Genomic DNA, 24,137 nt, shown 5'->3' on the forward strand with positions numbered 1-24,137 from the left:
CGGAGAAGCCGCATGTTTGAACATTATCTGAGTCTGTTCGTCCGCGCCGTCTTCGTCGAGAACATGGCGCTGGCCTTCTTCCTGGGGATGTGTACCTTCATCGCCATCTCCAAGAAGATCTCCACCGCGATCGGTCTGGGCATCGCCGTGATCGTGGTGCTGACCATTACCGTGCCGGTGAACAACCTGATTCTGCATTACCTGCTCAATGAAGGGGCGCTGTCCTGGACCGGTATTCCCGCGTTGGCCACTCTGGATCTGCGGTTCCTGGGGCTGCTCAGCTACATCGGCGTGATCGCGGCGATCGTGCAGATCCTGGAGATGACCCTGGATAAATACGTGCCGGCGCTGTACAACGCGCTGGGCGTGTTCCTGCCACTGATCACGGTGAACTGCGCCATCATGGGGGCCTCCCTGTTCATGGTGGAGCGGGACTACGCCTTCGGTGAGTCGCTGGTGTACGGCCTTGGCGCCGGTGCCGGCTGGGCGTTGGCGATCACACTGCTGGCGGGAATCCGGGAAAAGCTGAAGTACAGCGACGTACCCGACGGTCTGAAGGGGCTGGGCATTACCTTCATCACCGTGGGTCTGATGTCCCTGGGTTTCATGTCGTTCTCCGGCGTGCAGCTCTAAGGGAAAGGGGAGAGCCAGATTATGAGTTTTGAGATCATTCTTGGCGTCGCCATGTTCACCGCCATCGTATTGGCGCTGGTGGCGGTGATTCTGGTGGCCCGTTCCCGGCTGGTGGCCAGCGGGGACGTTCACATCGATATCAATGGTGACCCGGAGAAGGGCATCGACGCGCCCGCCGGTGGCAAGCTGTTGGGTACCCTGGCCAACCAGGGCATTTTCCTGTCCTCCGCCTGTGGTGGCGGCGGCACCTGCGCCCAGTGCAAGTGTCAGGTCCTCGACGGCGGCGGCGATATCCTGCCCACCGAGGAAGGCCACTTCACCAAGGGCCAGATCCGCGATGGCTGGCGCCTGAGCTGTCAGGTGAACGTCAAGCAGGACATGAAGATCAAGGTGCCGGAAGAGTTCTTCGGTGTGAAGAAGTGGGAGTGCGAGGTCATCTCCAACGACAACGTCGCCACCTTCATCAAGGAACTGACCCTGAAGCTGCCGGAAGGCGAGGAAGTGGCCTTCCGTGCCGGTGGTTATGTGCAGCTGGAAGCGCCGCCGTTCGAAGTCAACTTCTCCGACTTCGATATCAGTGAGGAGTATCGCGGCGACTGGGAGCACTTCAAGTTCTTCGATCTGAAGACCAAGAACACCGAAGAGGTGATCCGCGCCTACTCCATGGCCAACTATCCGGAAGAGAAGGGCATTCTCAAGTTCAACATCCGGATCGCCACGCCGCCTCCGGGCTCCTCCGGCATCCAGCCGGGCTTGATGAGCTCCTATGTGTTCAGCCTGAAACCGGGTGACAAGATCACCGTGTTCGGACCCTTCGGTGAGTTCTTCGCCAAGGACACCGACGCGGAGATGGTGTTCATCGGCGGTGGCGCGGGCATGGCGCCGATGCGCAGCCATATCTTCGACCAGCTCAAGCGTTTGCATTCCAAGCGCAAGATGAGCTTCTGGTACGGTGCGCGCAGCTGGCGCGAGACGTTCTACAACGATGAGTACGACAAGCTCGCCGAGGAGAACGACAACTTCGAATGGCATCTGGCGTTGTCCGACCCGCAACCGGAAGACAACTGGACTGGCCTCACCGGGTTCATCCACAACGTGCTGTACGAACAGTACCTGAAGGATCACCCGGCGCCGGAGGACTGTGAATACTACATGTGCGGTCCGCCGATGATGAACGCCGCGGTCATCAAGATGCTGGAAGATCTGGGCGTGGAGCCCGAGAACATCCTTCTCGATGACTTTGGTGGGTAAATCATGACCGATATGCCAGTGGCATATCGCAGCATGATTTACGACCGGCCAGGGAAGGCCGGGCCGGGGGTTGGCGAAACTCCGGGCGTCGCGCCAGGGATGGTGACTCCGAGTCTGGTGGCATCCACCGCCGATATGCCAGTGGCATATCGCAGCATGATTTACGACCGGCCAGGGCAGGCCGGGCCGGGAGAGGGTGAAACAATAGCCAACCATGGCCGGGCTTTGTTTATCGATACCGCGTATTGGCGTTTGGGCCCTGTCCTGGGAGCAGCCATGAAATCCCGTCTCTTTCTGATTCCCTTCACGCTGTTGCTGCTGTTGATACTGAGCGCCTGCGACGACGCTCAACAACGGCTATCGGCGTTGTCCGGCCCGACCATGGGCACCACCTGGTCGGTGAAGTTCACCGGTTCCCCCCGCGACGGTATTCCGGCACTCAAGACCGAGCTGGAGGCGGCCCTGGAGCAGGTGAACCAGGAGATGAGCACCTATCGGCCGGATTCGGACCTGTCCAGGTTCAATCAGGCGGAGGCGGGGACGGTCCAGACCTTGCCGGAGGATTTCGCCAAGGTACTGGCGGCGGCGTTGAAATTGTCCGGAGACACCAACGGCGCCTATGACGTCACCGTGGGGCCTTTGGTGAATCTATGGGGCTTTGGCCCGGATCCGGACCGCTTCGAACCACCGGCGGACGAGGACGTCCAGGCAGCGCTGAGGCGCATCGGCTGGCAGCGGCTGACGCTCCAGGGGCGGGAGGCGACCCAGCCCGGCGGGCTGTATGTGGACCTGTCCTCCATCGCCAAGGGCTTTGGCGTGGACAAGCTGGCCGGAGTGCTCAAAGAAGCCGGCATCAGTAATTATCTGGTGGAAGTTGGTGGCGAACTGGTGGCGTCCGGCACCAAACCCTACGGCCAGCCCTGGCGCGTGGCCATCGAGCGCCCGGAAGTGGGCAAGCGGGAAGTGGAGAAAGTGCTGAAACTGCACGATATCGCCATTGCCACCAGCGGCGACTACCGCAATTTTTTTGAAGAGGACGGTAAGCTGTTCTCCCACACCATCGATCCCCGTACTGGTTACCCGGTTACTCATCATCTGGCATCGGTTACCGTGCTGCACGAGTCCTGTATGATGGCGGATGCTCTGGCCACCGCGCTGACCGTGCTGGGGCCGGAAGAGGGCGTCGCCTTCGCCCGCGAGCATGAACTGCCGGTGCTGTTCATTGTCAGAACCAATGAGGGGCCAAAAGAAATTCTGACCCCGGCTTTCCAGGCTGTTCTGGACAGCCAGAAACAGGAGAAGTGATATGTTTGCCACTCTTATTGCCGCCTTTGTCGTTATCGGCATCCTGTTCGCCGCCATGGCCGTTGGCGTGATCTTCTCCAACAAGCCGATCAAGGGGTCCTGTGGCGGCCTGGCAACGCTGGGCATGAAGGACGGCTGCGAAATCTGCGGCGGTGACCGCAATGCCTGCGAGGAAAACACCCGCCAGGAAAACGCCAAACGCGCCGGAACACTGGGCAAGGACGTGTTGAAAACCTGAAAAAGCAGGAAAAAAAGCAGGTAACAGTTAAGAGTTAATAGTGAACAGCGAAAGAAAAATCTCACCAATACGATTTCTGTGGGAGCTTGCCTGCAAGCGAATAGTGCTAAACGCCCGAGCGAATCCCATTCGCTTGCAGGCAAGCTCCCACAGCGGCTAAAGCTCCTCCGTTTGTATTTTTCGCTGTTAACTATTCACTATTAACTCTTAACTGCCTTAACAATTACTGCCGTACGCAGCCGTGACTGCCCATAGCGGGCCATTTTGTCGAAGCCGTCGCGGGCGATGGGGATGTATTGGCAGTCCAGAGGGATCTGATCCTCCGCCGGGTCCGGGTCATGGATGTAGAAACACTCCCGGTCGCCGCCGGCCACCACCACCCAGTGGGGCGCTTTGCGACCGTCCAGCCGCCAGGTGCTGATCAGCACCATGGCCACTTCACCGTTTTCCAGCGCCTGATCCAACCGCTCGCTGTCCAGTTCCATGTAGTGCACCGGAATGGCTTGCGCCTGTGCCTGTTCGACGAAGTGGTGGTGGACCGTTTCCATCACTCTTTTCTTGTGCGCATCACGCACCGAATCAAGAAACAGAGGGCCACGTTGATTGCACCAGACCTCGGCGGCGAGTCCGCGTCGGCGCGCCGCCAGGGCCAGGCCGAGCGGGTGGCAGCCGCCGTGTCCGGCGGTCATGAAGATGGTGGTGGCTTCGCGCCAGATCAGCAGTTCCTCGCTGTCGCTGGGCGGTTCGCTCTGTAGCGCGGCACGGGCCATCATCAGGCAGGCGGGGCCGCAGGAGAAATCGGTGCTCTGCCGGATCCACGGCACCGCCAGCCGCTCGCCGCCGTCGGGCCGGTAATGCAGCCGTTTCTGGAAACGCAGGGCGTCCTGATGGTCCTCGTAATAGTCGGCGGTCTGGCCGAACAGCCGATAACCGCGCCGTTCATACAGGCGGATGGCGGCGGCGTTGTCCTCGCGGACTTCCAGGCGCAGGTAAAGCCGGCGATGACGGTGCGCGTAGTGCTCGGCGGCGTCGAGCAACTGCTCGCCAAGCCCTTTGCCGCGCTGGCTGGCGTCCACCGCGATGGAGTAGAGGCGCGCCAGACGAGTGCCTTTGTACAGCATTACCAGGGCGTAACCGACCAGACCGTGCCCTTCTTCCTCCGCCACGATCAGGCCGCAAGGGCTCTGCCGCAGCCAATGGCGGAAGCTGCGGCGGGATAACCGGTCGCTGCTGAAGCAGCGTTGCTCCAGGGCGCACAGGGCGTCCAGGTCGTCGGCGCGGGCGGTGCGTAATGCCATTTAGCGGGTGCTCGTCAGCGGCCGCGGAAGACGGCCACGACGGCAGCATAAGACAGCCGAAACAGTGACGCCAGCGGATGACGCTGAGGCGCGCCAAAGGCATACTGAGGCGCTTCGAGGAGAACCATTCATGGCATCACCAACGCCCCCGGTGCGGGGGTTGATATTGTCCGGTGGCGGCGCTCGCGCCGCCTATCAGGTCGGGGTATTGCGCGCGGTGGCGGAAATGCTGCCGGCGCAGTCGCCCAATCCGTTTCCGATTATTTGCGGCACCTCCGCCGGCGCCATCAACGCCGCCGGTCTGGCCGCCGGTGCTCACAACTACGCCACCGCGGTGCACAGCCTGGACCGGGTGTGGTCCAACATGACCGCCGAGCAGGTTTACCGCACCGATATTTTCGCTTTCACCAGCAGCCTGCTGCGCTGGATGTTTTCCGCCGCCACCGGCGGCCAGGCCAAGACTCGCAGCGCCTTGCTCGATAACACGCCGCTGAAACGGCTGCTGCGCTTGCTGATCAATTTTCAGCGGATCGGCGACAGCGTGGACAAGGGCCATTTGCGGGCGCTGTCGATCACCGCGTCCAGTTACGCCACCGGCGAGTCGGTATCGTTCTTCCAGGGCGCCGATGATCTGCAGGAATGGACCCGGGCCCGCCGCCTCGGGCGCCGCTCGGTGATCGGTGTGCAGCACATGCTGGCGTCGGCGGCGATTCCGCTGTTGTTTCCGGCGGAGCAGGTGGACGGCAGTTTTTACGGCGACGGCGCGGTACGCCAACTGGCCCCGGTGAGCCCGGCATTGCATCTGGGCGCCAACCGCCTGTTGGTGATCGGCGTGTCCGGCGGCAACAGTCCGGGACAGCAACAGGCGCTCAGCGGCTATCCTTCGCTGGCCCAGGTGCTTGGTCATGTGTTGAACAGCGTGTTCGTCGATACCCTGGAAGGGGACGTGGAACGGCTCGAGCGCATCAACAACACCCTGGCCGCCACCGATGCCGGTCAGCGGCGCCAGCGTGGCATCCAACTGCGGCCCGTGGATGTTCTTAAGATCTATCCCTCCGAGCCCATCGACGAGATCGCGGGGCGGCATTCGCGCGAGTTGCCGCGCACCTTGCGGTTCTTCTTGCGCGGTTCCGGCGCCACCCGTTCGCCGGGTGCCGGCGCGCTCAGTTATTTGCTGTTCGAGCCCGGCTTCACCCGCGAGCTGATCGAATTGGGGTATCGGGACGCGACGGCCCGGGAGCAGGAAATCCGCGACTTCTTCAAGGATCCCTGAGGCTCGGATCCAACTCGGCCTGGGCGGCGGGGGCCGCCACCTGACGCTGATCCTTGCCGCGAAAGTGGGCCAGGAAGCTGGTGGGGAAGTCGGTGATGATGCCGTCCACGCCGAGCCTTGCCAGCCGTTCCGCCTCATTGAGATCATTGACGGTCCAGGTGGAGACCTTGAGTCCGCGCCGGCGGGCGCTGCGCATCAGCCGCGGCGAGACCAGACTGTGGTGGGGCATCAGCCAGCGACAGCCGAGCGCGGCGGCGCGCCGGGTGGGTTGTTGGTAGCGGTATTCACTGACATAGCCGCGTTCAAGATGCGGGGCCATGGTGGCGACCATGCGCAGGAAGCCGGTATGACTGGAGGTGATCACCACCCGCTCACGCAGACCGTCCTGGTCGATCATATGCGTCAACTGATGGGCCAGCTGGTGCAGGATGGCACGGTCGGCGCCCTTCACCTCGAACTGAAAGCGCATGGCCGGGCCGCACAGGGCCACTACTTCGCGCAGCGAGGGCACCCCCACGGTGCTGTGCCAGCCGGGTGTGTTGACGCGGGCGTCCATCAGATTGAGCTGGGCCAGGGTGAAATGCCGGGCGTGGCCCTTCTGGCCGGTGGTGCGCTTCAGGTCGCTGTCGTGCAGAACGATCAGATGGCCGTCGGCGGAAAGGCGCACATCCAGCTCGATTTCTCCGGCGCCCGCCGCCACCGCCACCTGAAAGCCCGCCAGGGTGTTCTCAGGCGCCTCGCCACGGGCGCCGCGATGGCCGACGATGGTGGGGAAGGGCTGGGACATGGCGGGTATCCTGTACGGCGGTCATAGAAAATTGCCGGGAGCAATAAAAAAGCTGGCGGCATTGTGCAGCGCGCCGGGGAACGCCGCAAGCGTCGGCGCGGGGGTTGCAAAACGTCATAAAACGGTCATTCTTGAACCCTAGGATCACCGCGAATGGCGTGAATCGGGAAACCTCCATATGTGGCATGTGGCCAAACTGTACGGGCGGTTGTTCCTGAAATCCTGGAACCCGGATTATCAGGGCAGGGTGAGTGGTTGGTCGCCGCGACGGCTGCTGGCCATGGCGCTGTTCTGGCCCGCCTTTTTGCTGCTGCAGACGATCAACGGCCTGGCCTTGCTGCTGGATCGGGTGCTGTTTCCCCGTTATCGCCAGATCGCCGTGCGCGAGCCGCTGTTCGTGGTGGGCATTCCGCGCAGCGGCACCACTTTTTTGCACCGTCTGCTGGCCGGCGATGACCAGCGTTTCACCACCACCTCCCTGTGGGAACTGATTTTCGCGCCCTCCATCAGCCAGCGTTACCTGTTTCACGGCATCGGCCTCATCGACCGCCGGCTCGGCCAGCCGCTGGGACGGCTGCTGGCCTGGCTGGAGCGGCGGCTGCTCGGCGGTCTGGATGATATTCACAAGACCGGGTTGCGTGATCCGGAGGAGGATTACCTGGCGCTGTTGCCGGTGCTGGGTTGTTTCCTGCTGGTGCTGGTGGTGCCGGACGAGCGTCTCTGGCGCCTGACATTCGCCGACCGCGATCTGCCGGCGGCGGAAAAGCGCCGGATCATGGCGGCCTACCGCCGGTTCGTGCAGCGGCACCTGTATTTCCATGGCGAGGACCGGGTGTTCCTGTCCAAGAACCCCTCGTTCACACCCTGGATCCAGGCCCTGGCGGAGACCTTTCCGGACGCCCGTTTCATCGGCTGTTTGCGTAACCCCACTCAATCGGTGCCCTCACAGATCAACTCCATTGTCGTCGGTGCCCGTCTTTTCGACGGCCGTGATACCGCTGCCTACTGGCGTGAGGGCTTCATGGCGATGCTCGACTACTACTACCGTCACCTGCTCGACAGCCTTGACGCGCTGCCGCCATCCCGCCAGGCGCTGTCGGTAATGGAGTCACTCGCCGCCGATCCGCGGGACACGGTGGAAGGGTTCTACCGGCGTTTCGGTTGGACGCCCTCGCGGGAGTACCAGCGCTATCTCGTCGCCGAGTCGGAACGTGCCCGGCGTTATCGCAGCGGTCATCATTACGATGCCCGCGAACTGGGGTTGGAGGTGGAGCCGTTGCGGCGCACCTTCGGCTGGGTCTATCAGCGTTTTTCATTTCCGCTGCCGGAAGGAGAGAGTGGATGAAAGCGGATTGTCACAAAATCGACATCGGCTCTCACCATACTGTGCCCGCGAACACGCATCGCCCTGGTATCGTCACGATGATGTGCCAGCGCGATGCGTATTCACGAGGCAAAGTCCTATGGTGAAACAAAGCGATTTACGCGTGCTGTTCGTCGTCGACGCCATGAAGGGACGCAATGGGGTCGGTGCCTACTTCCAGGATCTGGTGGCGCATTTGCAGGATCGGGTGGCGCGGGTGGAACTGGTCTCGCCCAGCCTCGAGGATCCGCACCCCTGTCAGGGGGCGTCCATTCCCATTCCCGGCGATGCCACTCAGCGGCTTTTCTTTCCCAAAATGCGTGAGCTGACCGCGCTGATGTGGGAAATGAAACCCCATGTGGTGGTGATCCCCGGTCCCGGGATCTTTTCTCTGGGGGCCTATTGGGCCGCCGGCAAACTGGGTATCCCCGTCTGTGTCACCTTTCAGACCGATTACGACAAACTGGTGCAGCTCTATTGGGGGCCGCGCCTGGCGCGTCTGGCTGGCGGTTTTCTGAACTGGCTGAACCGGACCCTGTTCCGTGGCAGCAGCGCGGTGGTGACCATCAGCGAGGACATGCTCGGCAAGGCGCGACAGGCCGGCGCTCGCCATCCGCAACTGGTGGGTACGCCGCTGGCGCCGGAATTCGTGCACACGCCGGTGACGCCGCTGGCGGACACGGTGTCCTCGGTGCTGTATGTGGGCCGGCTGGCGGCGGAGAAGAACATTGACCGCTTCCTGGAACTGGCGGCGGCCCGCCCGGAGATGACCTTTACCGTGGCCGGGGACGGCCCCCAGAGGGACAAAGTGGAGGCCGCCACCGAACGCTATCCCAATCTGCGGTATCTGGGCTGGTGCGATCGCGCCACCGTGGTACGGGCATTGGATGACGCCCAGGTGCTGATCCTGCCTTCCACGGTGGAAGCGTTCGGCACCGTGGCGCTGGAAGCGTTGGCCCGGGAGCGCCTGGTGATCACGGCGCCGGCCTGCGGCATCAATCAATGGCCGGCGCTGGGGGCGGCGTTGGTGGTGCAGGGCCGCGATCAGAGTCTGGCGCAGGCGTTGGCGGAGCTGGAGGCGAAAAGCGCCGGCAGCCGGGCGCTGCGTGCCCGTAGCGGCCGATCCGCCGCCGTGCTGATGAACGAACAGGCGGTGGGGCACTGGCTGCGGGTGCTGGAACAGTGCGCCGGCCAGGCCCAGTCGCTGCCGAAGCCGTGGCCGTCGCCGACCCTGGCGCTGTTGCGGCGGCTTTCCACTCAGGCACGGGTGAGTTGATGGCACCGGTTCTGGTTTCGGTGCATGACGTGATGCCGGAGACCCGCGCCGCGGTGTCGTCGCTGCTGGCCGTTCTGGACCGGCTGCCGGCGCAAGCGGTGACCCTGCTGGTGGTGCCGGGTCGGGACTGGAGCGATGACGACCTTTCCTGGCTGCGGGGTCTGGCGGCGCGCGGGTACCCGCTGGCCGGTCACGGCTGGCGCCATCGTTGCGACCCTCCGCGAAGTCTCTATCACCGTGCGCACAGTGCGCTGCTGTCGCGCGATGTGGCCGAGCATCTGTCCCTGGATGGCGAGGGCGTGGCCGCTCTGATCGGGGAGTGCCATGACTGGTTTGGACGACACCGGGTTCCGGTCGGTGATCTGTACGTGCCGCCGGCCTGGGCGCTGGGTGCGCTGTCGCGGCGGCAGCGTGCACAGCTGCCATTCCGTTACCTGGAGACGCTGACCGGTATCCACGATCTGCGCGAGAGCCGCTTCCGTCTGTTGCCGTTGCTGGGGTACGAAGCGGACACCCCTGGCCGTGCCCGCGTGTTGCGCCTGTGCAATGCCGTTAATCGTGGTCTCGCCGCCGTTACCGGCACGCCGTTGCGTCTGTCGATCCACCCTTTTGATCTGGATTACCACCTGCGCCACGATCTGCTCGCCGACATCGCCAGGGTCGAACGGCCGCTGGCCTACGACGCCTCGGTCTGGTCACGCTGAGGCCTCAGACGCCTTCTATTTGCTGTTGGTTCGTTTCCCTCCATCGGGGACAGCGGAGGCGCGTTACGCTTTCGCGGGAACGCCGTGAATACGTCCCTGTAGGCTCCCGGTTTGACGTCCCTGTCAAACAGGGTCCCGGAAGGCCTCCGTACAGAGCCGCGCCTCGATGGAGGTAATTATCTCCGTTATTTGGCGATGAACCTTACATTTTCACAACACAGTTGCCGGTTTCGATAACCCCGCTGTCATCGGAGCAACATGGGGCGCGCTTAAAGTGCCGCTGGTTTTAAACCTGGAACCATGGTGCCTGGGCAGGACAAGGAGTAATCGGCGGTGGAACAAAGTAGAGGGATCAATCGGTGGCTTGGCCTGGGACTGCTGTTGCTGGTGCTTGCCAGTTGCGGGGGCGGCGGTGGCTCGGGTGGCACGGGCCAGCCGGATGATGGTGGTGATCCGGGCTCGCCGCCTGGGCAGGGGGACCCGGATCCCGAGCCAGAACCGGAGCCTGAACCCGAGCCGGTCTATTTCGATCCGGAGTGGCGCAATGAGCCGCTACCCGCGGCCCCCCTGGAGGCACCCCGGGGCCAGTGGCTGGCCACCGATACCCACGTTCATACCGATCACTCCTCGGATGGTTCCATGTGGCGTCAGGCCAGTGACGACGCCTTGCCTGGCAACGTGGCGGTGGCCGATCAGATCGGTCAGGCGGTGCGCCAGGACCTGGATTTCCTGGCCCTCACCGATCATCGCACCTACGACCAGCACTGGGATCCGTTATGGACCTCCGGGGATCTGCTGTTGATCCCTGGAGAGGAAGCCAATGGCCGGCCCCATGCCAACATCCTCGGCGCCGTGGACACCGTCCTTGATGGTATGGATGGCGCTGAAGGCGCGGAGCACCGGCCTACCCAGCAGAGCCTTTGGGATGCTCACGGCCAGGGCGCGGTGTGGCAATCGAACCATCCGGATAGGGACTGGAGCGATGACGACGGCACGCCCAATGATCACGCCAGCCTGATCGGCGGTGATCTGATCGAGGTCTGGAACATCGCCCAGGACAAGGACGCCCAACTGGCCTACGCCGAGAGCCGCTGGAATCTGGGTATGGAAACCGGCGTCACCGCCAGTTCCGACAACCATTTTCGCGAACTGTGGCTGGGGTTCGGCCCGGGTACGGTGAAAACCCATGTGTTCGCTCCGGTGGTTACCGAGCGGGCGATTCTCGGGGCACTCCGGCACGGCCACACGGTGCTGAGCCAGGGCGGTGCTCTGGCGCCGTTTCTGACGTTGCGCGCGGACGCTCAGGGTGATGGCGTCTTCGAGGCGTTACCGGGCGATGCGGTGGTGGCTGCGGCGGGGCAGCCGGTGACGTTGCGAATGCGGGTGCAGCGGGGGCTGGCGCACCGTCTGAGGTTGTACGCGGCGCCGGGCAGGGACGCTGGCCCTCTGGCCACGTTCCGGCCTTCCTCCTCTGATGACACCTTCGTGACCACGGTGAGCCGGCCCGAGGGCGATGCGCCTTACTGGGTTTATGCCGAAGTCACCGATTTGCTGGGTGTGCGCAAAGCGCTGACCTCGCCGGTATTCCTGCGCGCCTCCGACGCTGGCGGCGTGCCGCAAGGGGAAAGGGCGGTGCCGGCGTCCCTGCAATGGCGGGACGGCGCCGCGTTGGTAGTGGGGGAGCGCGGCGCCTTCAGCGGCTTCGCGGACGTTGCCGAGACGGCGGAGGGAGTGCCTCTGGTGGTGGCCGAACGCCACGACGCCGAGGGCACCGATATCCTGTTCCGGCGCGGCGATCAGGCCGAGCCGGTGGTGCTCAATACGCTGGCGGGCGCCGCGCGCTTCCCCCGGGTTGCTGCTGGCGGCGGCCGCGTGTGGGTGGTCTGGGAGGATGAGCGTCGCGGGCAGCAACCGCGCCGGCCGCGGATCATTCTGCGCGGTTCCACCGATGGTGGTTTGACCTGGGAACCGGAGGTGCTTCTGAGCGCCACCGAGGGACGGGCGATCCGGCCGGCATTGGCGGTGCTCGCCGACGGACGGCCGGTGGTGGCGTGGAGCGATAACGCCCGGCGGTGCTTTGATCTGATGGTACAGATCGGCGCCGATGGTGCCGCGGAGTCGCTCAGCAGCGACAAGGTTTGTGACGGTGGTCATGCGTTGGATACCCGCAGCACCCGTGATCCCTCGTCCCTGCATCCGGCGCTGACGGTGCTGGCGGACGATACCGTGGTGGTGGCGTTCCAGGACAATCGCTTCGACGTTAATCCGGGCTGGACCGGACAGACCGGTTTTTACGATGGCCTGGAAGGGTTGGATCGTACCGATCCGGACAATTGGGAAATCGTCACTCGCCGGCGCGATCCGGACACGGGAGTCTGGTCCCCCCTGGTTCGGGTCTCCAATAATGGCAGCCCGGATGACGCTTTCATCGAGACCGCGCTGGCGGATCGCCACCCGAGTCTGGTCGCCGATGGCGGCGGCCGCCTGATCGCCGCCTGGGATGCCAAGGTGCTGCGCAGTGCCGGGGTCAACAGTGCCATTCTGGCCAGTGTCTCCGAGGATGGGGGATTGAGCTGGTCGGAACCGGTGCCGGTGGGCAGCAATGATCAGGCCATGAGCCAGAGGCCGACGCTGGCGGTCCGCGGTGACGGCGCGATTCAGGCTGTTTGGATGGACACCCGGGACAGCGATTGGCGCCATCGTTTATGGGGGAGTCGCTGGCGCGCGGAGACGGGCTGGAGCCCGGCGCGGCGGCTGTCGGGCACGGGTAACGCGGTTTGGCCCCGGGCGGCGGGCGACCAGGTGGTATTTGCGTCGGATCGAGGGGGGCTGGCGCAACGGGACCCTACCTGGAGGGTGTTCCATCGCCTCACCGGCAGCGCCGTGGGCGAGACGCCGTCGCTGCTGACCGGCACCCGAAGCGTCACTAGCGATACTCTGGCCAACTGGCGGCGGCGCTGGCTGGATCGGGCCCGGGCGATACCCTCGCCGGAAACGCAGGACCATGATCATCCTCATCCGCACTGAGGGTCATGAATAAATCGTCGGGAACGATTTTTAACGTCGCTTTAGCGACGGCCCGGAGGGTGACCGCCACGGATGGCGGTCATAAATAAATCGTCGGGAACGATTTTTAACGTCGCTTTAGCGACGGCCCGGAGGGTGACCGCCACGGATGGCGGTCATAAAAAAGGTTCATCGCGGAATGACGGGAATGAGCGTCTCCATCGGGGGCACGGGTCTGCATGGAAGCCTTCCGGGATCGCTGTAAATACATCCCTGTAAGCTCCCGGTTTGACGTCCCTGTCAAACAGGGTCCCGGAAGGCCTCCATGCAGACCCGTTTCGAGTGAACCGCCGCGTTCCGGACTCCAACGACGACGGACCTTTCCAGAAACGGCCGTCTGGCACCTCGAAGCGGAGCCGTGTTACGCCTTTGCGGAACCTGCTTCACGACGTTCCCGCAAAGGCGTAACACGGCTCCGCTGTCCCTGATGGAGGGTAAGGCCGTTTCCCTCTAAACCGCGATGAACCATAAAAAATCGTCGGGAACGATTTTTAACGTCACTTCTGTGACGGCCCGGAGGGTGGCCGCCACGGATAGCGGTCATAAAAAAGCCCACCGCTACGCGGTGGGCCAGAGCCCCCGATTGGCGTCAGGCAGAGAAAACGACAGCGCTTTGGGAGAAGGGCAAAGAAAGGGATGAGTCGGGTTCGTGGGCACGCGTGGAGGTGGTGGCGCCGAGCAGGTAGATCAGCGCGAATGCCAGCAGTAGTTTGTAAAGCAAGCGGTCAGTCATGATATGAACCTCCCTGTGAGGCCTCCTTTTGGGAGGCCAGTAATGGGCTGCGCATGGGGGCATCGAACGGAACCGTCTTGCCATCTCCAGTGGATCCGGCCGGGTTCCTTCGAGACTGCTCCGGCGGGGGTAGTGCCGGCTCGGGAGTCGGTAAAAACTCCGGGACCTGCTTGGGGAGCCGATCAGCTCCCGTATCGCCCGTGCGCCATGTTCAGTCGGGTCTTGCTGCAACCTGTATCGCCCGATCCCTCGGGCCCGACCTCCGGCCTCTAACCGAAGGTTCTGCTCTTCAAACTACGCTTATGGAGGGATAAAGAAAAGAAAAAAGAATAAAAAATGATCACCGCCCCCGTAGCCGGGTCGGGCCACCGGGGCGGGCACCTTAAGCCAGTGCTCAGGCGCGCAGGCGTTCCGGATCTTCCCGGGGGCGCAGCTGATTCTCGATGAACTGCACGAAAGCCCGGGTTTTCGCCGGTACCAGGTGGCGGCCACCGTAGATCACATAGAAACTCAGCTGCGGCATTTCGTAATCGGGCAGGATCTTGACCAATTCACCCCGGTGAAGATGCTCGGCGATGTCCCATTCGCTTTTCAGGGCCAGCCCGTGGCCGTCCAGCAGCCACTGCTTGAGCTGCTCGCTGTTATCGGTGATCTTGTGCGGCGCCACCTTGATGGTGTGGGTGCCGCCACGAGGGTCGCGCAGCACCCAGCGATCGCGGAAGGCACCGTGGCAATCCAGTATCAAGCAGTCGTGCTGGTGCAATTCCCGGGGGTGGGAAGGCGCTGGCCGCCTTGCCAGATAGTCCGGCGCCGCGCACAAACAACACGGGTGAGTAATCAACCGGCGCGCCACCAGCGACTGATCGATGGGCTCACCAGGAGAGATCACCACGTCCACGCCGGAGCGGAACAGATCTTCCGGCGCGTCGCCCAGTTGTAACTGGATGGACACCTCCGGATAGCGGGCGCTGAATTCCGATAGCAAGGGTGCCACCCGGTGACGCCCCAGGGCGATGGAGGAGACTACTTTCAGGGTGCCGGTGGGATGGTCCAGCCGCGACATCGGCTCCCCGAGAATAGGGGTCAGTTCCGGCAGCATGTGATCGAGACTTTCGAACAGTTCACGACCATGCTCGGTAAGATGAAAGCCGCGGGCGCTGCGGGCCAGCAGGCGCAGCTTCATGTGCTGTTCCAGTTGCGTGAGATACTTGCTGATCGCCGCCGCGGACATACCGAGAACCCTGGAAGCTTCCGACAGGGTGCCGGCTTTTACCACGGCGAGAAAGAGGCTGAAGTCTGGCGTCCGTTTCATCATTCTTATCCTTCGTTCCGCACTTGTTTGTTGTTATGCGCGGAGGTGTGCCGACGGAGAAGCCTTTCTCCGCCTGGGGAGTCCTTGATGCACACCTCAGGAAAGCGAATTCAGTTGACTATATCACAAAACAACTTTTTGAATACAATTGTGCACATAAGTTATGAGCCCGGCAATGAGCCATTGCCATGTTAACAACCATGGGAGAATCAACGCCTTGATAGCACGGACTATCGCTCAGTGGTTTCCGGTCAGGCTGCTGGCGGCCGGATTGACGATGGTGACATCCCTGGGGATGGCCGTGGAAGTGCCGTCGGGGCATACCGTGCTGTGTGTGGATGGCCTATCGGAGAGGCTACTGGTGGAATTGGCGGACACTCCTGAAGAGCGGGCCCGTGGCCTGATGGAGCGGGATGAACTGGGCGCGTTCAAGGGCATGTGGTTCCGGTTTGAACGGCCACAGCCGGCGGCCAACGGTTTCTGGATGTTCAACACACGCATTCCGCTGGATATCGCGTTCCTGGACCAGAGCGGTGAAATCCTGACGATTCACACCATGGAACCCTGCCTTCACCGTGACCCTTATTCCTGCCCGGTGTACCGCTCCGATGCCCGCTATTCAAACGTCCTGGAAGTGAATGCCGGCTTTTTCGCCCGCCACGGCGTGACGCCGGGCAGCCGGGTCAGACCGGCCAATGACGCCGTGGAATGCGGGCCGGAGAGCGAGGAATGAACGGAGTCGCCTGGCAAGCGTCGCATTCCGCTCAAGGACCGGCTATGGTGAAGGGAAAGAAGAATCAAGCGAGCTGATCTATGCAACCACGTCCCGCGGCCACCCTGGCCCTGCTTCGGGACGCCCGTGAGGGCCTCGAAGTACTTATGCTGCAGCGCACCCACAAAGCGGTGTTCATGCCCGGTTTCTATGTTTTCCCCGGTGGCGCGGTGGATCACGCCGATTCCGATCCGGCGTTGATGCCCCATCTGGACGGCCTCGATGAGGCCGCCGCCAACACCCTGCTGAATCTGGAAGCAGGCGGTCTGGGCTATCTGGTGGCGGCGATTCGTGAGTGTTTCGAGGAGGCCGGTGTATTGCTGGCCCGGCCCGGCGATGCCGACTGGCCGGAACCACACCATCCGGTACTGGCCGATGACCGTGACGCGGTCATGAACGGCGAACTGGACTGGCTGACGTTGTGCCGGCGCCACGATCTGCGGGTGCCACTGGAAAGCCTGGGCTATTTCGATCATTGGGTGACCCCGCCGGGGCCGCCGCGCCGCTTTGATACCCGTTTCTTCGTCGCCGAGGCACCACCGTTCCAGCAACCCCGTCATGATGGCCAGGAAACCATCGACCACTGCTGGGTCAACCCCCGTCTGGCGTTGGAATATCATGGCGGAGGCGAGCGCCAGTTCGCTACTCCGACGTTGAGTGTGCTGCGCCGTCTCGGTCAGTTCGATTCGGTGACGGCGGTGATGGAATACGCCAGCGTTCACCGCCCACGGCGGATGGCGCCGTTGAGCGAGGAAGATGCCGCCGAGCGCTTCGCCTCGCCGTAAAGGGGGAACATGCACCCTGTTCTTTAGCCGCTGTGGGAGCTTGCCTGCAAGCGAATATATTCTCCGACGGTGGAAGAATTCGCTTGCAGGCAAGCTCCTACAGTGACCTGGTGTCAGCGGATCGCCGGATCGCGAGGTTATTCAGTCCCGGTAGCGTTTGCTGAGATCGCCGTAAGCGTCCACGCGGCGGTCGCGCAGGTACGGCCAGATGCGTCGCACCGCCTCGCTACGGCGGGTATCCACGTCGACCACCAGCACGGTTTCCTCGTCGCTGCCGGCCCGGGCCAGGAATTCACCTTGCGGGCCACAGACGAAGCTGTTGCCCCAGAACTGAATGCCATCGCCACCGTGCGGGCTGGTCTCGAAGCCGGTGCGGTTGGCCACCAGCACCGGCAGGCCATTGGCGACGCCGTGGGCTCGCTGCACGGTGATCCAGGCGTCCAGTTGCCGCTGCTGCTCGGCGTCATCGTCGTTGCGGTCCCAGCCGATGGCGGTGGGGTAGAGCAGCAACTCGGCACCGGCCAGCGCCATCAGCCGGGCCGCTTCCGGATACCACTGGTCCCAGCACACCAGCACGCCCAGCTTGCCGACGCTGGTCTGAATCGGCGTGAAACCGGAGTGGCCGTCATTGAAAGTGGCATCACCAGGGGTGAAGTAGAATTTCTCGTAGAACCCGGGGTCGTCGGGGATGTGCATCTTGCGATAGATGCCCGCCAGGGTTCCGTCCCGTTCCAGCACCACCGCGGTGTTGTGGTAGAGGCCGGCGGCGCGTTTTTCGAACAGACTGCCGACGATGACGATGTTCAGTTCCCGGGCCAGAGCGCCGAGCCGTTCGGTGCTGGGGCCGGGGATCGGCTCGGCCAGGTCGAACACTGACGTGTCCTCGGTCTGGCAGAAATAGAGGCTGCGGTGCAGTTCCTGCAGCAGCACCAGTTCGGCCCCTTCGGCGGCGGCCTGACGCACCAGTTCCACGGACCGGTTCAGGTTGGCTTCCAGGTCGTTGCCGTTGCTGTGTTGAACAATGTTTTGTTGAACCAGGGCGATCCGCATGTCAGTCCTCCAGCACGCCTTCCGGTAATTGCATGGTAACGCAATGCAGGCTGCCGCCCTGTTCGATCAGGGCGCGGCAGGGAATGCCGATCACCGGCCGGCTGCCCGCCGCCTGTTGCAGCGCGGTCAGCGCCGCTTCATCGGTGGGGCATTGGTAGGTGGGCATCAGAATCGCCTGATTGGTGATCAGGAAGTTGGCATAGGTGGCCGGCAATCGCTCGCGGTCGTCATTGTACTGCGACGACACCATTGGCAACGGTGCCAGCGTCAAACCATTCTGCTCGGCCAGTATTTGAAGTTCCCGTTCCATGGCCGCCAGGGCGGGGTAGTGGCTGTCGCCGTCGTCCTGACACTGCACGTAGGCGATGGTGGTGGGATTGACGAAGCGGGCCAGTGTATCCACGTGGGCGTCGGTGTCGTCGCCTTCCAGATGACCGTGTTCCAGCCACCAGATGCGGTCCACGCCAAGATGCTCGCGCAGCGCCGCTTCCAGGGCCTGGTCATCCAGATCCGGATTACGATTGGGGTGGCCCAGGCAATGACGGGTGGTGAGCAGCGTGCCCTGGCCATCGGTGTCGATGGAGCCGCCTTCCAGAACCAGCCCGACACCCTCCACGGGAACCCGCCAGGGCAGACGGCGATTGAGGGCGTTGTCGCGCTCCGCCGGGAATTTGCCGCCCCAGCCGTTGAAGCGGAAATCCAACAGGCGCAAGCCGTCGTCGTCGGCCACCGCGATGGGACCAAAATCCCGCGCCCAGGTGTCGTCATAGTCGGCGTGGACTACCCGCAGCCGCGCCAGGTTGGCGCCGACGGCGCCCAGGCACTCACGGGCACGGGCCTCCACCGCCGTGTCGCGGCACAGCAGCAGTACGTTTTCATGGCCGAGGATGGCGCCGATCAGGGCGGTGAAGCTCTGTTCGGCCTCTTCCAGCAGTCCGGCCCAGTCGGTATTGGCGTCCGGCCAGGCCAGGAGTACGCCCCATTGAGGATGCCATTCGGGAAGCAGGCGGCGCATGATATCGGGTTCCAAAAAGGGATGGCCCGCGATTGTGGTATCGCCCGAAGGCGCCGTCAACTGGCCCGATGTCGTGGCCTCCGGTGTTGGGTATTCGCTTGCAGCGGCCCGCCGCCCGGACAAGCTCCCACAGCGGCTCCGTAGCGCAAACTGTGGGAGCCGGCCTGCTGGCGAATATCGATCGACGGTTTTACTGGCGTGCCGCGCCGCCGCCCTGATCCGTGGTCGGCCGGTCGTCTATGACAATGCGCCCGGTGACCGGATCGAAGCGGAATTGGCCGTCGTCACCGCCGTCCTCCGCCTCGCTGGCGGTATCGTCGCGCGGTGCCGTCGATGGGGTGGCGCCGTCCCGCTCGGGTGCGGCAGCGGGGGGCGGGGGAGAGGGTTCCGCGTTTCCGGCGCCGTCGCCGGGATGCCTGTCTTCGGTATCGCCGGCGTCATTGGCCGGCCTGGCGTTGTCCGCGGTCTCATTCAAGGGCCGGGTGACGTTGTGCAGCACCACCTGATTCTCGAAGTAAACGGTGTAGTCCGGATAGACCCAGCGGCTGATCGGTGGCTGGCCCACCGGCCCCCTGGTGTCCACCGGGGTGCCGAACTGCGCGCGCACCTGGGCCTGGGTCATGCCACGCTGTGGCGCCTCCCCGGCCAGTACCAGGCCGCCCCCCGCCAGCGCCAGCAGCGCCACGACGATTCTTATCATGGTGTGTCCCCCAACAACATAAAAAAGGAATCCGGCTTGGCGACAGTGGCCACCGGATCAATAAAAACGCGGATCATTGAATCAATTGTGATTTGCATGGTCGAGGATACTGGTCACAAAGCGAGTTGAGGTGATCCGACCAGGGGACGGAACCGAAAGCAGTTTCGTCATTTCGGCAATAGTGCTTAAATGCGCGCCATGTTTCGACCATTCTCTCTCTATGTCGGCCTGCGTTACACCGGTGCCCGGGCCCGCAACAGTTTTATTTCCGTTATCACGCTGATTTCGGCCCTGGGGCTGATGTTGGGGGTGGCGGTATTGATCACCGTGCTGTCGGTGATGAACGGTTTTGACCGGGAACTGCAGACCCGCATCCTTGGCATGGTGACGCACCTGTCGGTATACGGACGCGAACCGGTCAACGACTGGCAGCAGCTGGCGGATCAGATCGAAGGCTATCCCGGGGTGGAGGCCGTGGCCCCGTTCCGGCAGTTGGAAGGCATGCTGACCTTTGACGGCAACGTGGCCGGGGCGCTGATTTCCGGGATCGAGCCGGAGGCGGAACGCCAGGTGTCGATCGTCGGTGACATGATGTGGGAAGGGGATTTCGATGCCCTGCAGTCCGGTAGTTTCGGCGTCGTGCTGGGCTATGGCGTGGCCCGCAAGCTGGATGCGGAACTGGGTGACAAAGTCACTCTGGTACTGCCGGAGGCAACGGTGTCGCCGGCGGGCGTGATGCCGCGTTTCAAACGGTTCACGGTGGTGGGGATATTCCGCGCCCGCGCCGAGGTGGACTCACTCTACGCCTACGTCAACGTGGAAGACGCGGCCCGCCTGGCGCGACAGCCGGGCTCCGTGGAAGGGGTGCATCTGCGGCTCAATGATTTATTCGCCGCCCCTCAGGTGGGCTGGGAGCTGCAGCAGAGTCTTGGCTACGGTTACTACACCAGTGATTGGACCCGTACCCACGGCAACCTGTTCCAGGCCATCAAGATGGAAAAAACCATGATGACGCTGTTGCTCAGCTTTATCGTCGCGGTGGCCGCCTTCAACATCATTTCCAGCCAAGTGATGCTGGTCACCGAAAAGCGCGGCAATATCGCGGTGATGCGCACGCTGGGCGCGTCCCCCGGCGCGATCATGCGGATCTTCATGGTGCAGGGCACCGTGGTGGGCATGGTCGGCACCTTGCTTGGCACGGTGCTGGGGATCCTGCTGGCGGATAACGTCAGCACTCTGGCGCAATGGATCGAGCGCACTTTCAATACTCATCTGTTCGACGCTTATTTCGTCAACTACCTGCCGTCCGAGTTGCAGTGGAGTGATGTGGGCATCATCGTCGCCATCGCTTTGCTGATCAGTTTCTCGGCCACCTTGTATCCGTCCTGGCGCGCCAGCCGGGTCCATCCGGCGGAGGCATTGCGCTATGAATGATACCGTTCTGCACGCCCGTGGGCTGATCAAGAGCTATCAGGAAGGGCGCGGCGAGCTGCAGGTGCTCAATGGCGTGGAGCTGCATGTGCGGCGCGGGGATATGGCGGCCATCGTTGGTGCCTCGGGTTCCGGCAAGTCCACCTTGTTGAACCTGCTCGGCGGTCTGGATGTGCCGACCCGTGGCAGCGTCACCATTGGCGGTCAGCCGTTGGCGGGGATGAACGAACGGGCGTTGGGGCAGATACGCAACCGTTATCTTGGCTTCGTCTACCAGTTCCATCATTTGCTGCCGGAGTTCACCGCTCTGGAAAATGTGGCCATGCCGCTGCTGATTCGCGGTGAGCTGCCGAAACACGCCACCGAGCGCGCCGAGCGGGTACTGTCCCGGGTGGGGCTGGGTGAACGCCTGCAACACAAGCCTTCCATGCTCAGCGGTGGTGAGCGTCAGCGGGTGGCGATCGCCCGGGCGCTGGTGACCGATCCGGCGCTGGTGATGGCGGATGAGCCCACCGGCAACCTGGACGAGCGCACCGCCGCCCAGGTCCAGGACCTGATGCTGGAACTCAATCAGACGCTGGGCACGGCTTTCCTGCTGGTGACCCACGCGCCGGATTTCGCCAGCCGTTGTCATACCCGCCATGAGCTGCACGACGGTTTGCTCAGGCCGCTGGATTAAGGTTTCCCGAGACAAAAAAAATCGCGGTCCTCTTTTTTCATACAGGAAAGGACCGCGATTTTTTTGCTTTGGAAAAGCGGGCCCGAAGGGCCCGCCGTCTCACCGCATCATGTGCAGGAAGTGCATGTGCTTCTCGTACTGGTCGAGCACATCACCGATGACCTGCTCGCGGGTGAAGCCCATCAGATCGTAGTCCTGACCGCCTTCGCTGAGGAACACATCGGCGCGATAGTAGCGGTCGCTTTCCGCCTTGCGCTTGGAGTGTTCCAACTGACGCATGCTGATGGACGGCCGGGTGTAGCCGCGTACCCGCACGCCGTAGACGAAGTCCATTTCCTGGCCCAGATCCACGGTCAGATAAACCCGATCCCCTTCGTCGCTCTCGTTGACCTCCACCTTGAGGCCATGGCCACGCAGTTCCTCGGCCACTGATTGCAGTGCCGGAGCGGCCACCTCTGCCACGTATTGCAGAACCCGTGCCTTGCCGGGGAAATGGACCATGCCGCGCAGGCGGGCTTTCCAGCCGCCGGCGGGAGTGCTGTGGCCCATGTGCACGGTGGGCGGTGGTGCCAGCGACGCCTGGAAGCTGAGCTTGCGGATGCCCTCCACCTTGAGTGAGCGCAACAGGCCGACACAGGCCACCAGCAGCACCAGGGAGAATGGCAGTGCCAAAGCGATGGTGGCGGATTGCAGCGCCTTCAAACCGCCGGCCAACATCAGGGCAATCGCCACGATCCCTTCGGAGCTGGCCCAGAACACCCGTTGCCATACGGGGGTGTCGTCATGGCCGCCGGAGGCGAGCATGTCCACCACCATGGAGCCAGAGTCCGAGGAGGTGACGAAGAACACCACCACCATCAATACCGCGATGGACGAGATCACACCGGACCAGGGGAACTGTTCGAGGAAATGGAACAACGCCACCGCCGCGTCCTTCTGCACTTCGGTGCCCAGGGCGGGGAAGATATTGTCCGCGATCATCTGGATACCGGAGTCGCCGAACACCGTCATCCACAGCAGGGTGAAGCCGGCCGGCACCAGCATTACGCCGAGGGCGAACTCACGGATCGACCGGCCGCGGGAAATGCGGGCGATGAACATGCCCACGAACGGTGACCAGGAAATCCACCAGCCCCAGTAGAACAGGGTCCAGTCGCCGAGCCAGCCCTGTGGTCCACTGCCGTCGTTCTCCACCGGCTGATAGGTGTACAGATTGAACGTCATGTCCACCAGATTGGAGAGATAAGCGCCGAGGTTCTGCACATAGGCCTTCAGCAGGAACAGGGTCGGTCCCAGGAATAGCACGAACATCAATAGCAGGAACGCCAGGGCCAGGTTCAACTCGGAGAGGCGCCGAATACCGGCGTCCAGGCCGGTCACCACCGAGATGGTGGCCAGGGCGGTGATCGAGATGATCAGCCCCACTTGCACCCATTCGGTCTTGGGCAGCCCGAACAGATGATTGAGGCCGGCGTTGACCTGCTCCACGCCCAGGCCAAGGGACGTGGCCACGCCGAACACGGTGCCGACCACCGCGAAAACGTCCACCATGTGACCGATCGGTCCGTAGATTTTTTTGCCGATCAGGGGGTAGAGAGCGGAGCGTAATGTCAGCGGCAAACCATGGCGGAAACTGAAGTACGCCAGAATCATCGCCACCACGGCGTAAATGGCCCAGGCGTGCAGCCCCCAATGGAAGAAGGTAACGCGCATGGCTTCCTTGGCGGCGTCGATGGAGCCGGGCTCGGCCATGGGCGGCGACATGTAATGCAATACCGGCTCCGCCACGCCATAGAACATCAAGCCGATGCCCATGCCGGCGGAAAACAACATGGCGAACCAGGAGCCATAGCTGTAGTCCGGTTCCGAGTGATCCGGCCCCAGCTTGATATCCCCGTAACGGCTGACGATCACGAACACCACCAGCGATAAAAGAATCGCCACGGTGAGAATGTAAAACCAGCTGGCGTATTGTTGCACACCGGTTTTCATTGTTGAAAAGAACTCGGCCGCCTCGGTTTTAAACAAGATCGAGAACAGCACCAGGCCAACAATGATGATCACGGATGTGAAAAAAACCGGGGGGTTTATTTTGACCTTTGCGGAAGGTTCCTCGAGGGAATTAGGTTCCATGCAAGATTCCTTATCCTGAAGAATAACAGCCACGGCTTTTTCAACGGCTTGTCAGAAAAATGATCCGTACCCAGAAAACTAGGGTAACAATTTGCGGGGGAAGCGTCGAATGAAGGCAGTTAATAGGGAACAGTGAATAGTTAACAGCGAAAATCAAAAACATTGCGTAGCCGGGAGACGATTGAGTATCGATAACGTCTGGCCGCAGCCGTGAAGCGGCTTGTTTTCTTGATGACGATAATGTCGCGCAGGGCTTTGGACGCGGCCTCTGTACTATCTGCGTGGAAGGATCTGCCACGCGAAACTATTCACTATTCATTGTTCCTTATTAAC

At 62.7% G+C, this 24,137-nt stretch carries 21 protein-coding genes; 13 read left to right on the plus strand and 8 right to left on the minus strand.

All coding sequences use genetic code 11. The annotated features are described in order from the left end of the window. Positions 1–12 precede the first annotated feature (12 nt). The 4 genes from nqrE (at position 13) to nqrM (ending at position 3,427) form a co-directional block, all read left to right on the plus strand. Positions 13–633, plus strand: coding sequence for an NADH:ubiquinone reductase (Na(+)-transporting) subunit E (gene nqrE, locus RYH70_RS08870; protein ID WP_022994462.1), 621 nt, complete (start codon positions 13–15; stop codon positions 631–633). Positions 634–654: 21 nt separating this feature from the next. Beyond that, a complete protein-coding gene (nqrF, locus tag RYH70_RS08875; RefSeq protein ID WP_022994463.1) occupies positions 655–1,884 on the plus strand; it encodes an NADH:ubiquinone reductase (Na(+)-transporting) subunit F in 1,230 nt (409 codons plus the stop codon). 276 nt (positions 1,885–2,160) lie between these two features. Further along, positions 2,161–3,189: an FAD:protein FMN transferase gene (locus RYH70_RS08880; protein WP_317010091.1), complete on the plus strand. Its 1,029-nt coding sequence runs from the start codon at positions 2,161–2,163 to the stop codon at positions 3,187–3,189. A 1-nt stretch (position 3,190) separates the two neighbouring features. After that, a complete protein-coding gene (gene nqrM / locus RYH70_RS08885) occupies positions 3,191–3,427 on the plus strand; it encodes a (Na+)-NQR maturation NqrM (protein ID WP_022994465.1) in 237 nt (78 codons plus the stop codon). Between the two features lie 200 nt (positions 3,428–3,627). On the opposite strand, the gene RYH70_RS08890 is transcribed toward nqrM, so the two are convergent. Further along, positions 3,628–4,725 carry a GNAT family N-acetyltransferase/peptidase C39 family protein gene (locus tag RYH70_RS08890; protein ID WP_284455455.1) on the minus strand — a complete coding sequence of 366 codons (1,098 nt, stop codon included), beginning with the start codon at positions 4,723–4,725 and terminating at the stop codon, positions 3,628–3,630. 130 nt (positions 4,726–4,855) lie between these two features. Between RYH70_RS08890 and RYH70_RS08895 the strand changes: the two genes are divergently transcribed. Continuing rightward, entirely contained in the window at positions 4,856–5,998 is a 1,143-nt protein-coding gene (locus tag RYH70_RS08895; protein ID WP_026949980.1) for a patatin-like phospholipase family protein, read from the plus strand. Here RYH70_RS08895 and RYH70_RS08900 read toward each other — a convergent pair. Further along, entirely contained in the window at positions 5,985–6,785 is an 801-nt protein-coding gene (locus RYH70_RS08900; RefSeq protein ID WP_022994468.1) for a glycerophosphodiester phosphodiesterase, read from the minus strand. The genes RYH70_RS08895 and RYH70_RS08900 overlap by 14 nt on opposite strands. 178 nt (positions 6,786–6,963) lie before the next feature. Here RYH70_RS08900 and RYH70_RS08905 point away from each other — a divergent pair, with 178 nt between their 5' ends. The 4 genes from RYH70_RS08905 (at position 6,964) to RYH70_RS08920 (ending at position 13,155) form a co-directional block, all read left to right on the plus strand. After that, positions 6,964–8,130, plus strand: a complete 1,167-nt coding sequence (locus RYH70_RS08905; protein WP_063139700.1) for a sulfotransferase family protein — start codon at positions 6,964–6,966, stop codon at positions 8,128–8,130. A 118-nt stretch (positions 8,131–8,248) separates the two neighbouring features. Next, positions 8,249–9,424 (plus strand): glycosyltransferase, encoded by a 1,176-nt coding sequence (locus tag RYH70_RS08910; RefSeq protein ID WP_022994470.1) that lies wholly within the window; start codon positions 8,249–8,251, stop codon positions 9,422–9,424. After that, positions 9,424–10,128, plus strand: a complete 705-nt coding sequence (locus RYH70_RS08915; protein ID WP_026949977.1) for a polysaccharide deacetylase family protein — start codon at positions 9,424–9,426, stop codon at positions 10,126–10,128. The genes RYH70_RS08910 and RYH70_RS08915 overlap by 1 nt, the downstream gene beginning before the upstream one ends. A gap of 333 nt (positions 10,129–10,461) precedes the next feature. Beyond that, on the plus strand, positions 10,462–13,155 hold the full coding sequence (locus tag RYH70_RS08920) for a CehA/McbA family metallohydrolase (protein WP_317010092.1): 2,694 nt from the start codon (positions 10,462–10,464) through the stop codon (positions 13,153–13,155). Between the two features lie 628 nt (positions 13,156–13,783). On the opposite strand, the gene RYH70_RS08925 is transcribed toward RYH70_RS08920, so the two are convergent. Both RYH70_RS08925 and RYH70_RS08930 read right to left on the minus strand, forming a co-directional pair. Beyond that, positions 13,784–13,927 (minus strand): hypothetical protein, encoded by a 144-nt coding sequence (locus RYH70_RS08925; RefSeq protein ID WP_163121073.1) that lies wholly within the window; start codon positions 13,925–13,927, stop codon positions 13,784–13,786. Positions 13,928–14,321: 394 nt separating this feature from the next. Beyond that, positions 14,322–15,242, minus strand: coding sequence for a LysR family transcriptional regulator (locus tag RYH70_RS08930; RefSeq protein ID WP_081705960.1), 921 nt, complete (start codon positions 15,240–15,242; stop codon positions 14,322–14,324). Between the two features lie 214 nt (positions 15,243–15,456). On the opposite strand from RYH70_RS08930, the gene RYH70_RS08935 reads away from it, so the two are divergent. Next, on the plus strand, positions 15,457–15,972 hold the full coding sequence (locus RYH70_RS08935) for a DUF192 domain-containing protein (protein ID WP_167374834.1): 516 nt from the start codon (positions 15,457–15,459) through the stop codon (positions 15,970–15,972). Between the two features lie 80 nt (positions 15,973–16,052). Continuing rightward, positions 16,053–16,796 (plus strand): NUDIX hydrolase, encoded by a 744-nt coding sequence (locus RYH70_RS08940; RefSeq protein WP_022994476.1) that lies wholly within the window; start codon positions 16,053–16,055, stop codon positions 16,794–16,796. Between the two features lie 141 nt (positions 16,797–16,937). Here the strand turns inward: RYH70_RS08940 and RYH70_RS08945 are convergent, their stop codons facing one another. From RYH70_RS08945 to RYH70_RS08955, 3 genes are all read right to left on the minus strand, one after another. Then, positions 16,938–17,846, minus strand: a complete 909-nt coding sequence (locus tag RYH70_RS08945) for a carbon-nitrogen hydrolase (protein WP_317010093.1) — start codon at positions 17,844–17,846, stop codon at positions 16,938–16,940. A 1-nt stretch (position 17,847) separates the two neighbouring features. Continuing rightward, on the minus strand, positions 17,848–18,861 hold the full coding sequence (locus RYH70_RS08950) for an agmatine deiminase family protein (RefSeq protein ID WP_316310191.1): 1,014 nt from the start codon (positions 18,859–18,861) through the stop codon (positions 17,848–17,850). A 190-nt stretch (positions 18,862–19,051) separates the two neighbouring features. After that, complete coding sequence (locus tag RYH70_RS08955; protein ID WP_317010094.1) at positions 19,052–19,561, minus strand: hypothetical protein; 510 nt, start codon at positions 19,559–19,561, stop codon at positions 19,052–19,054. Positions 19,562–19,759: 198 nt separating this feature from the next. Here RYH70_RS08955 and RYH70_RS08960 point away from each other — a divergent pair, with 198 nt between their 5' ends. Together RYH70_RS08960 and RYH70_RS08965 are read left to right on the plus strand one after the other, a co-directional pair. Continuing rightward, positions 19,760–20,995, plus strand: coding sequence for a lipoprotein-releasing ABC transporter permease subunit (locus RYH70_RS08960; protein WP_026949975.1), 1,236 nt, complete (start codon positions 19,760–19,762; stop codon positions 20,993–20,995). Next, positions 20,988–21,671 (plus strand): ABC transporter ATP-binding protein, encoded by a 684-nt coding sequence (locus tag RYH70_RS08965; protein WP_022994481.1) that lies wholly within the window; start codon positions 20,988–20,990, stop codon positions 21,669–21,671. The genes RYH70_RS08960 and RYH70_RS08965 overlap by 8 nt, the downstream gene beginning before the upstream one ends. A gap of 99 nt (positions 21,672–21,770) precedes the next feature. Here the strand turns inward: RYH70_RS08965 and betT are convergent, their stop codons facing one another. Further along, entirely contained in the window at positions 21,771–23,804 is a 2,034-nt protein-coding gene (gene betT, locus RYH70_RS08970; RefSeq protein ID WP_022994482.1) for a choline BCCT transporter BetT, read from the minus strand. Positions 23,805–24,137: the final 333 nt, after the last annotated feature.

The sequence above is a fragment of the Alloalcanivorax xenomutans genome (genome assembly GCF_032810065.1).
Lineage (GTDB): Bacteria > Pseudomonadota > Gammaproteobacteria > Pseudomonadales > Alcanivoracaceae > Alloalcanivorax > Alloalcanivorax xenomutans.

What these genes read in the sequence shown, in the direction of transcription:
- RYH70_RS08965 (WP_022994481.1), top strand. Translation starts at nt 20,988, where the DNA reads ATGAATGATACCGTTCTGCACGCCCGTGGGCTGATCAAGAGCTATCAG.
- RYH70_RS08955 (WP_317010094.1), bottom strand. Translation starts at nt 19,561, where the DNA reads ATGATAAGAATCGTCGTGGCGCTGCTGGCGCTGGCGGGGGGCGGCCTG.
- RYH70_RS08895 (WP_026949980.1), top strand. Translation starts at nt 4,856, where the DNA reads ATGGCATCACCAACGCCCCCGGTGCGGGGGTTGATATTGTCCGGTGGC.
- RYH70_RS08880 (WP_317010091.1), top strand. Translation starts at nt 2,161, where the DNA reads ATGAAATCCCGTCTCTTTCTGATTCCCTTCACGCTGTTGCTGCTGTTG.
- betT (WP_022994482.1), bottom strand. Translation starts at nt 23,804, where the DNA reads ATGGAACCTAATTCCCTCGAGGAACCTTCCGCAAAGGTCAAAATAAAC.
- nqrE (WP_022994462.1), top strand. Translation starts at nt 13, where the DNA reads ATGTTTGAACATTATCTGAGTCTGTTCGTCCGCGCCGTCTTCGTCGAG.
- RYH70_RS08900 (WP_022994468.1), bottom strand. Translation starts at nt 6,785, where the DNA reads ATGTCCCAGCCCTTCCCCACCATCGTCGGCCATCGCGGCGCCCGTGGC.
- RYH70_RS08925 (WP_163121073.1), bottom strand. Translation starts at nt 13,927, where the DNA reads ATGACTGACCGCTTGCTTTACAAACTACTGCTGGCATTCGCGCTGATC.
- RYH70_RS08940 (WP_022994476.1), top strand. Translation starts at nt 16,053, where the DNA reads ATGCAACCACGTCCCGCGGCCACCCTGGCCCTGCTTCGGGACGCCCGT.
- RYH70_RS08910 (WP_022994470.1), top strand. Translation starts at nt 8,249, where the DNA reads ATGGTGAAACAAAGCGATTTACGCGTGCTGTTCGTCGTCGACGCCATG.
- RYH70_RS08950 (WP_316310191.1), bottom strand. Translation starts at nt 18,861, where the DNA reads ATGCGCCGCCTGCTTCCCGAATGGCATCCTCAATGGGGCGTACTCCTG.
- nqrF (WP_022994463.1), top strand. Translation starts at nt 655, where the DNA reads ATGAGTTTTGAGATCATTCTTGGCGTCGCCATGTTCACCGCCATCGTA.
- RYH70_RS08960 (WP_026949975.1), top strand. Translation starts at nt 19,760, where the DNA reads ATGTTTCGACCATTCTCTCTCTATGTCGGCCTGCGTTACACCGGTGCC.
- RYH70_RS08945 (WP_317010093.1), bottom strand. Translation starts at nt 17,846, where the DNA reads ATGCGGATCGCCCTGGTTCAACAAAACATTGTTCAACACAGCAACGGC.
- RYH70_RS08905 (WP_063139700.1), top strand. Translation starts at nt 6,964, where the DNA reads ATGTGGCATGTGGCCAAACTGTACGGGCGGTTGTTCCTGAAATCCTGG.
- RYH70_RS08930 (WP_081705960.1), bottom strand. Translation starts at nt 15,242, where the DNA reads ATGATGAAACGGACGCCAGACTTCAGCCTCTTTCTCGCCGTGGTAAAA.
- RYH70_RS08915 (WP_026949977.1), top strand. Translation starts at nt 9,424, where the DNA reads ATGGCACCGGTTCTGGTTTCGGTGCATGACGTGATGCCGGAGACCCGC.
- RYH70_RS08890 (WP_284455455.1), bottom strand. Translation starts at nt 4,725, where the DNA reads ATGGCATTACGCACCGCCCGCGCCGACGACCTGGACGCCCTGTGCGCC.
- nqrM (WP_022994465.1), top strand. Translation starts at nt 3,191, where the DNA reads ATGTTTGCCACTCTTATTGCCGCCTTTGTCGTTATCGGCATCCTGTTC.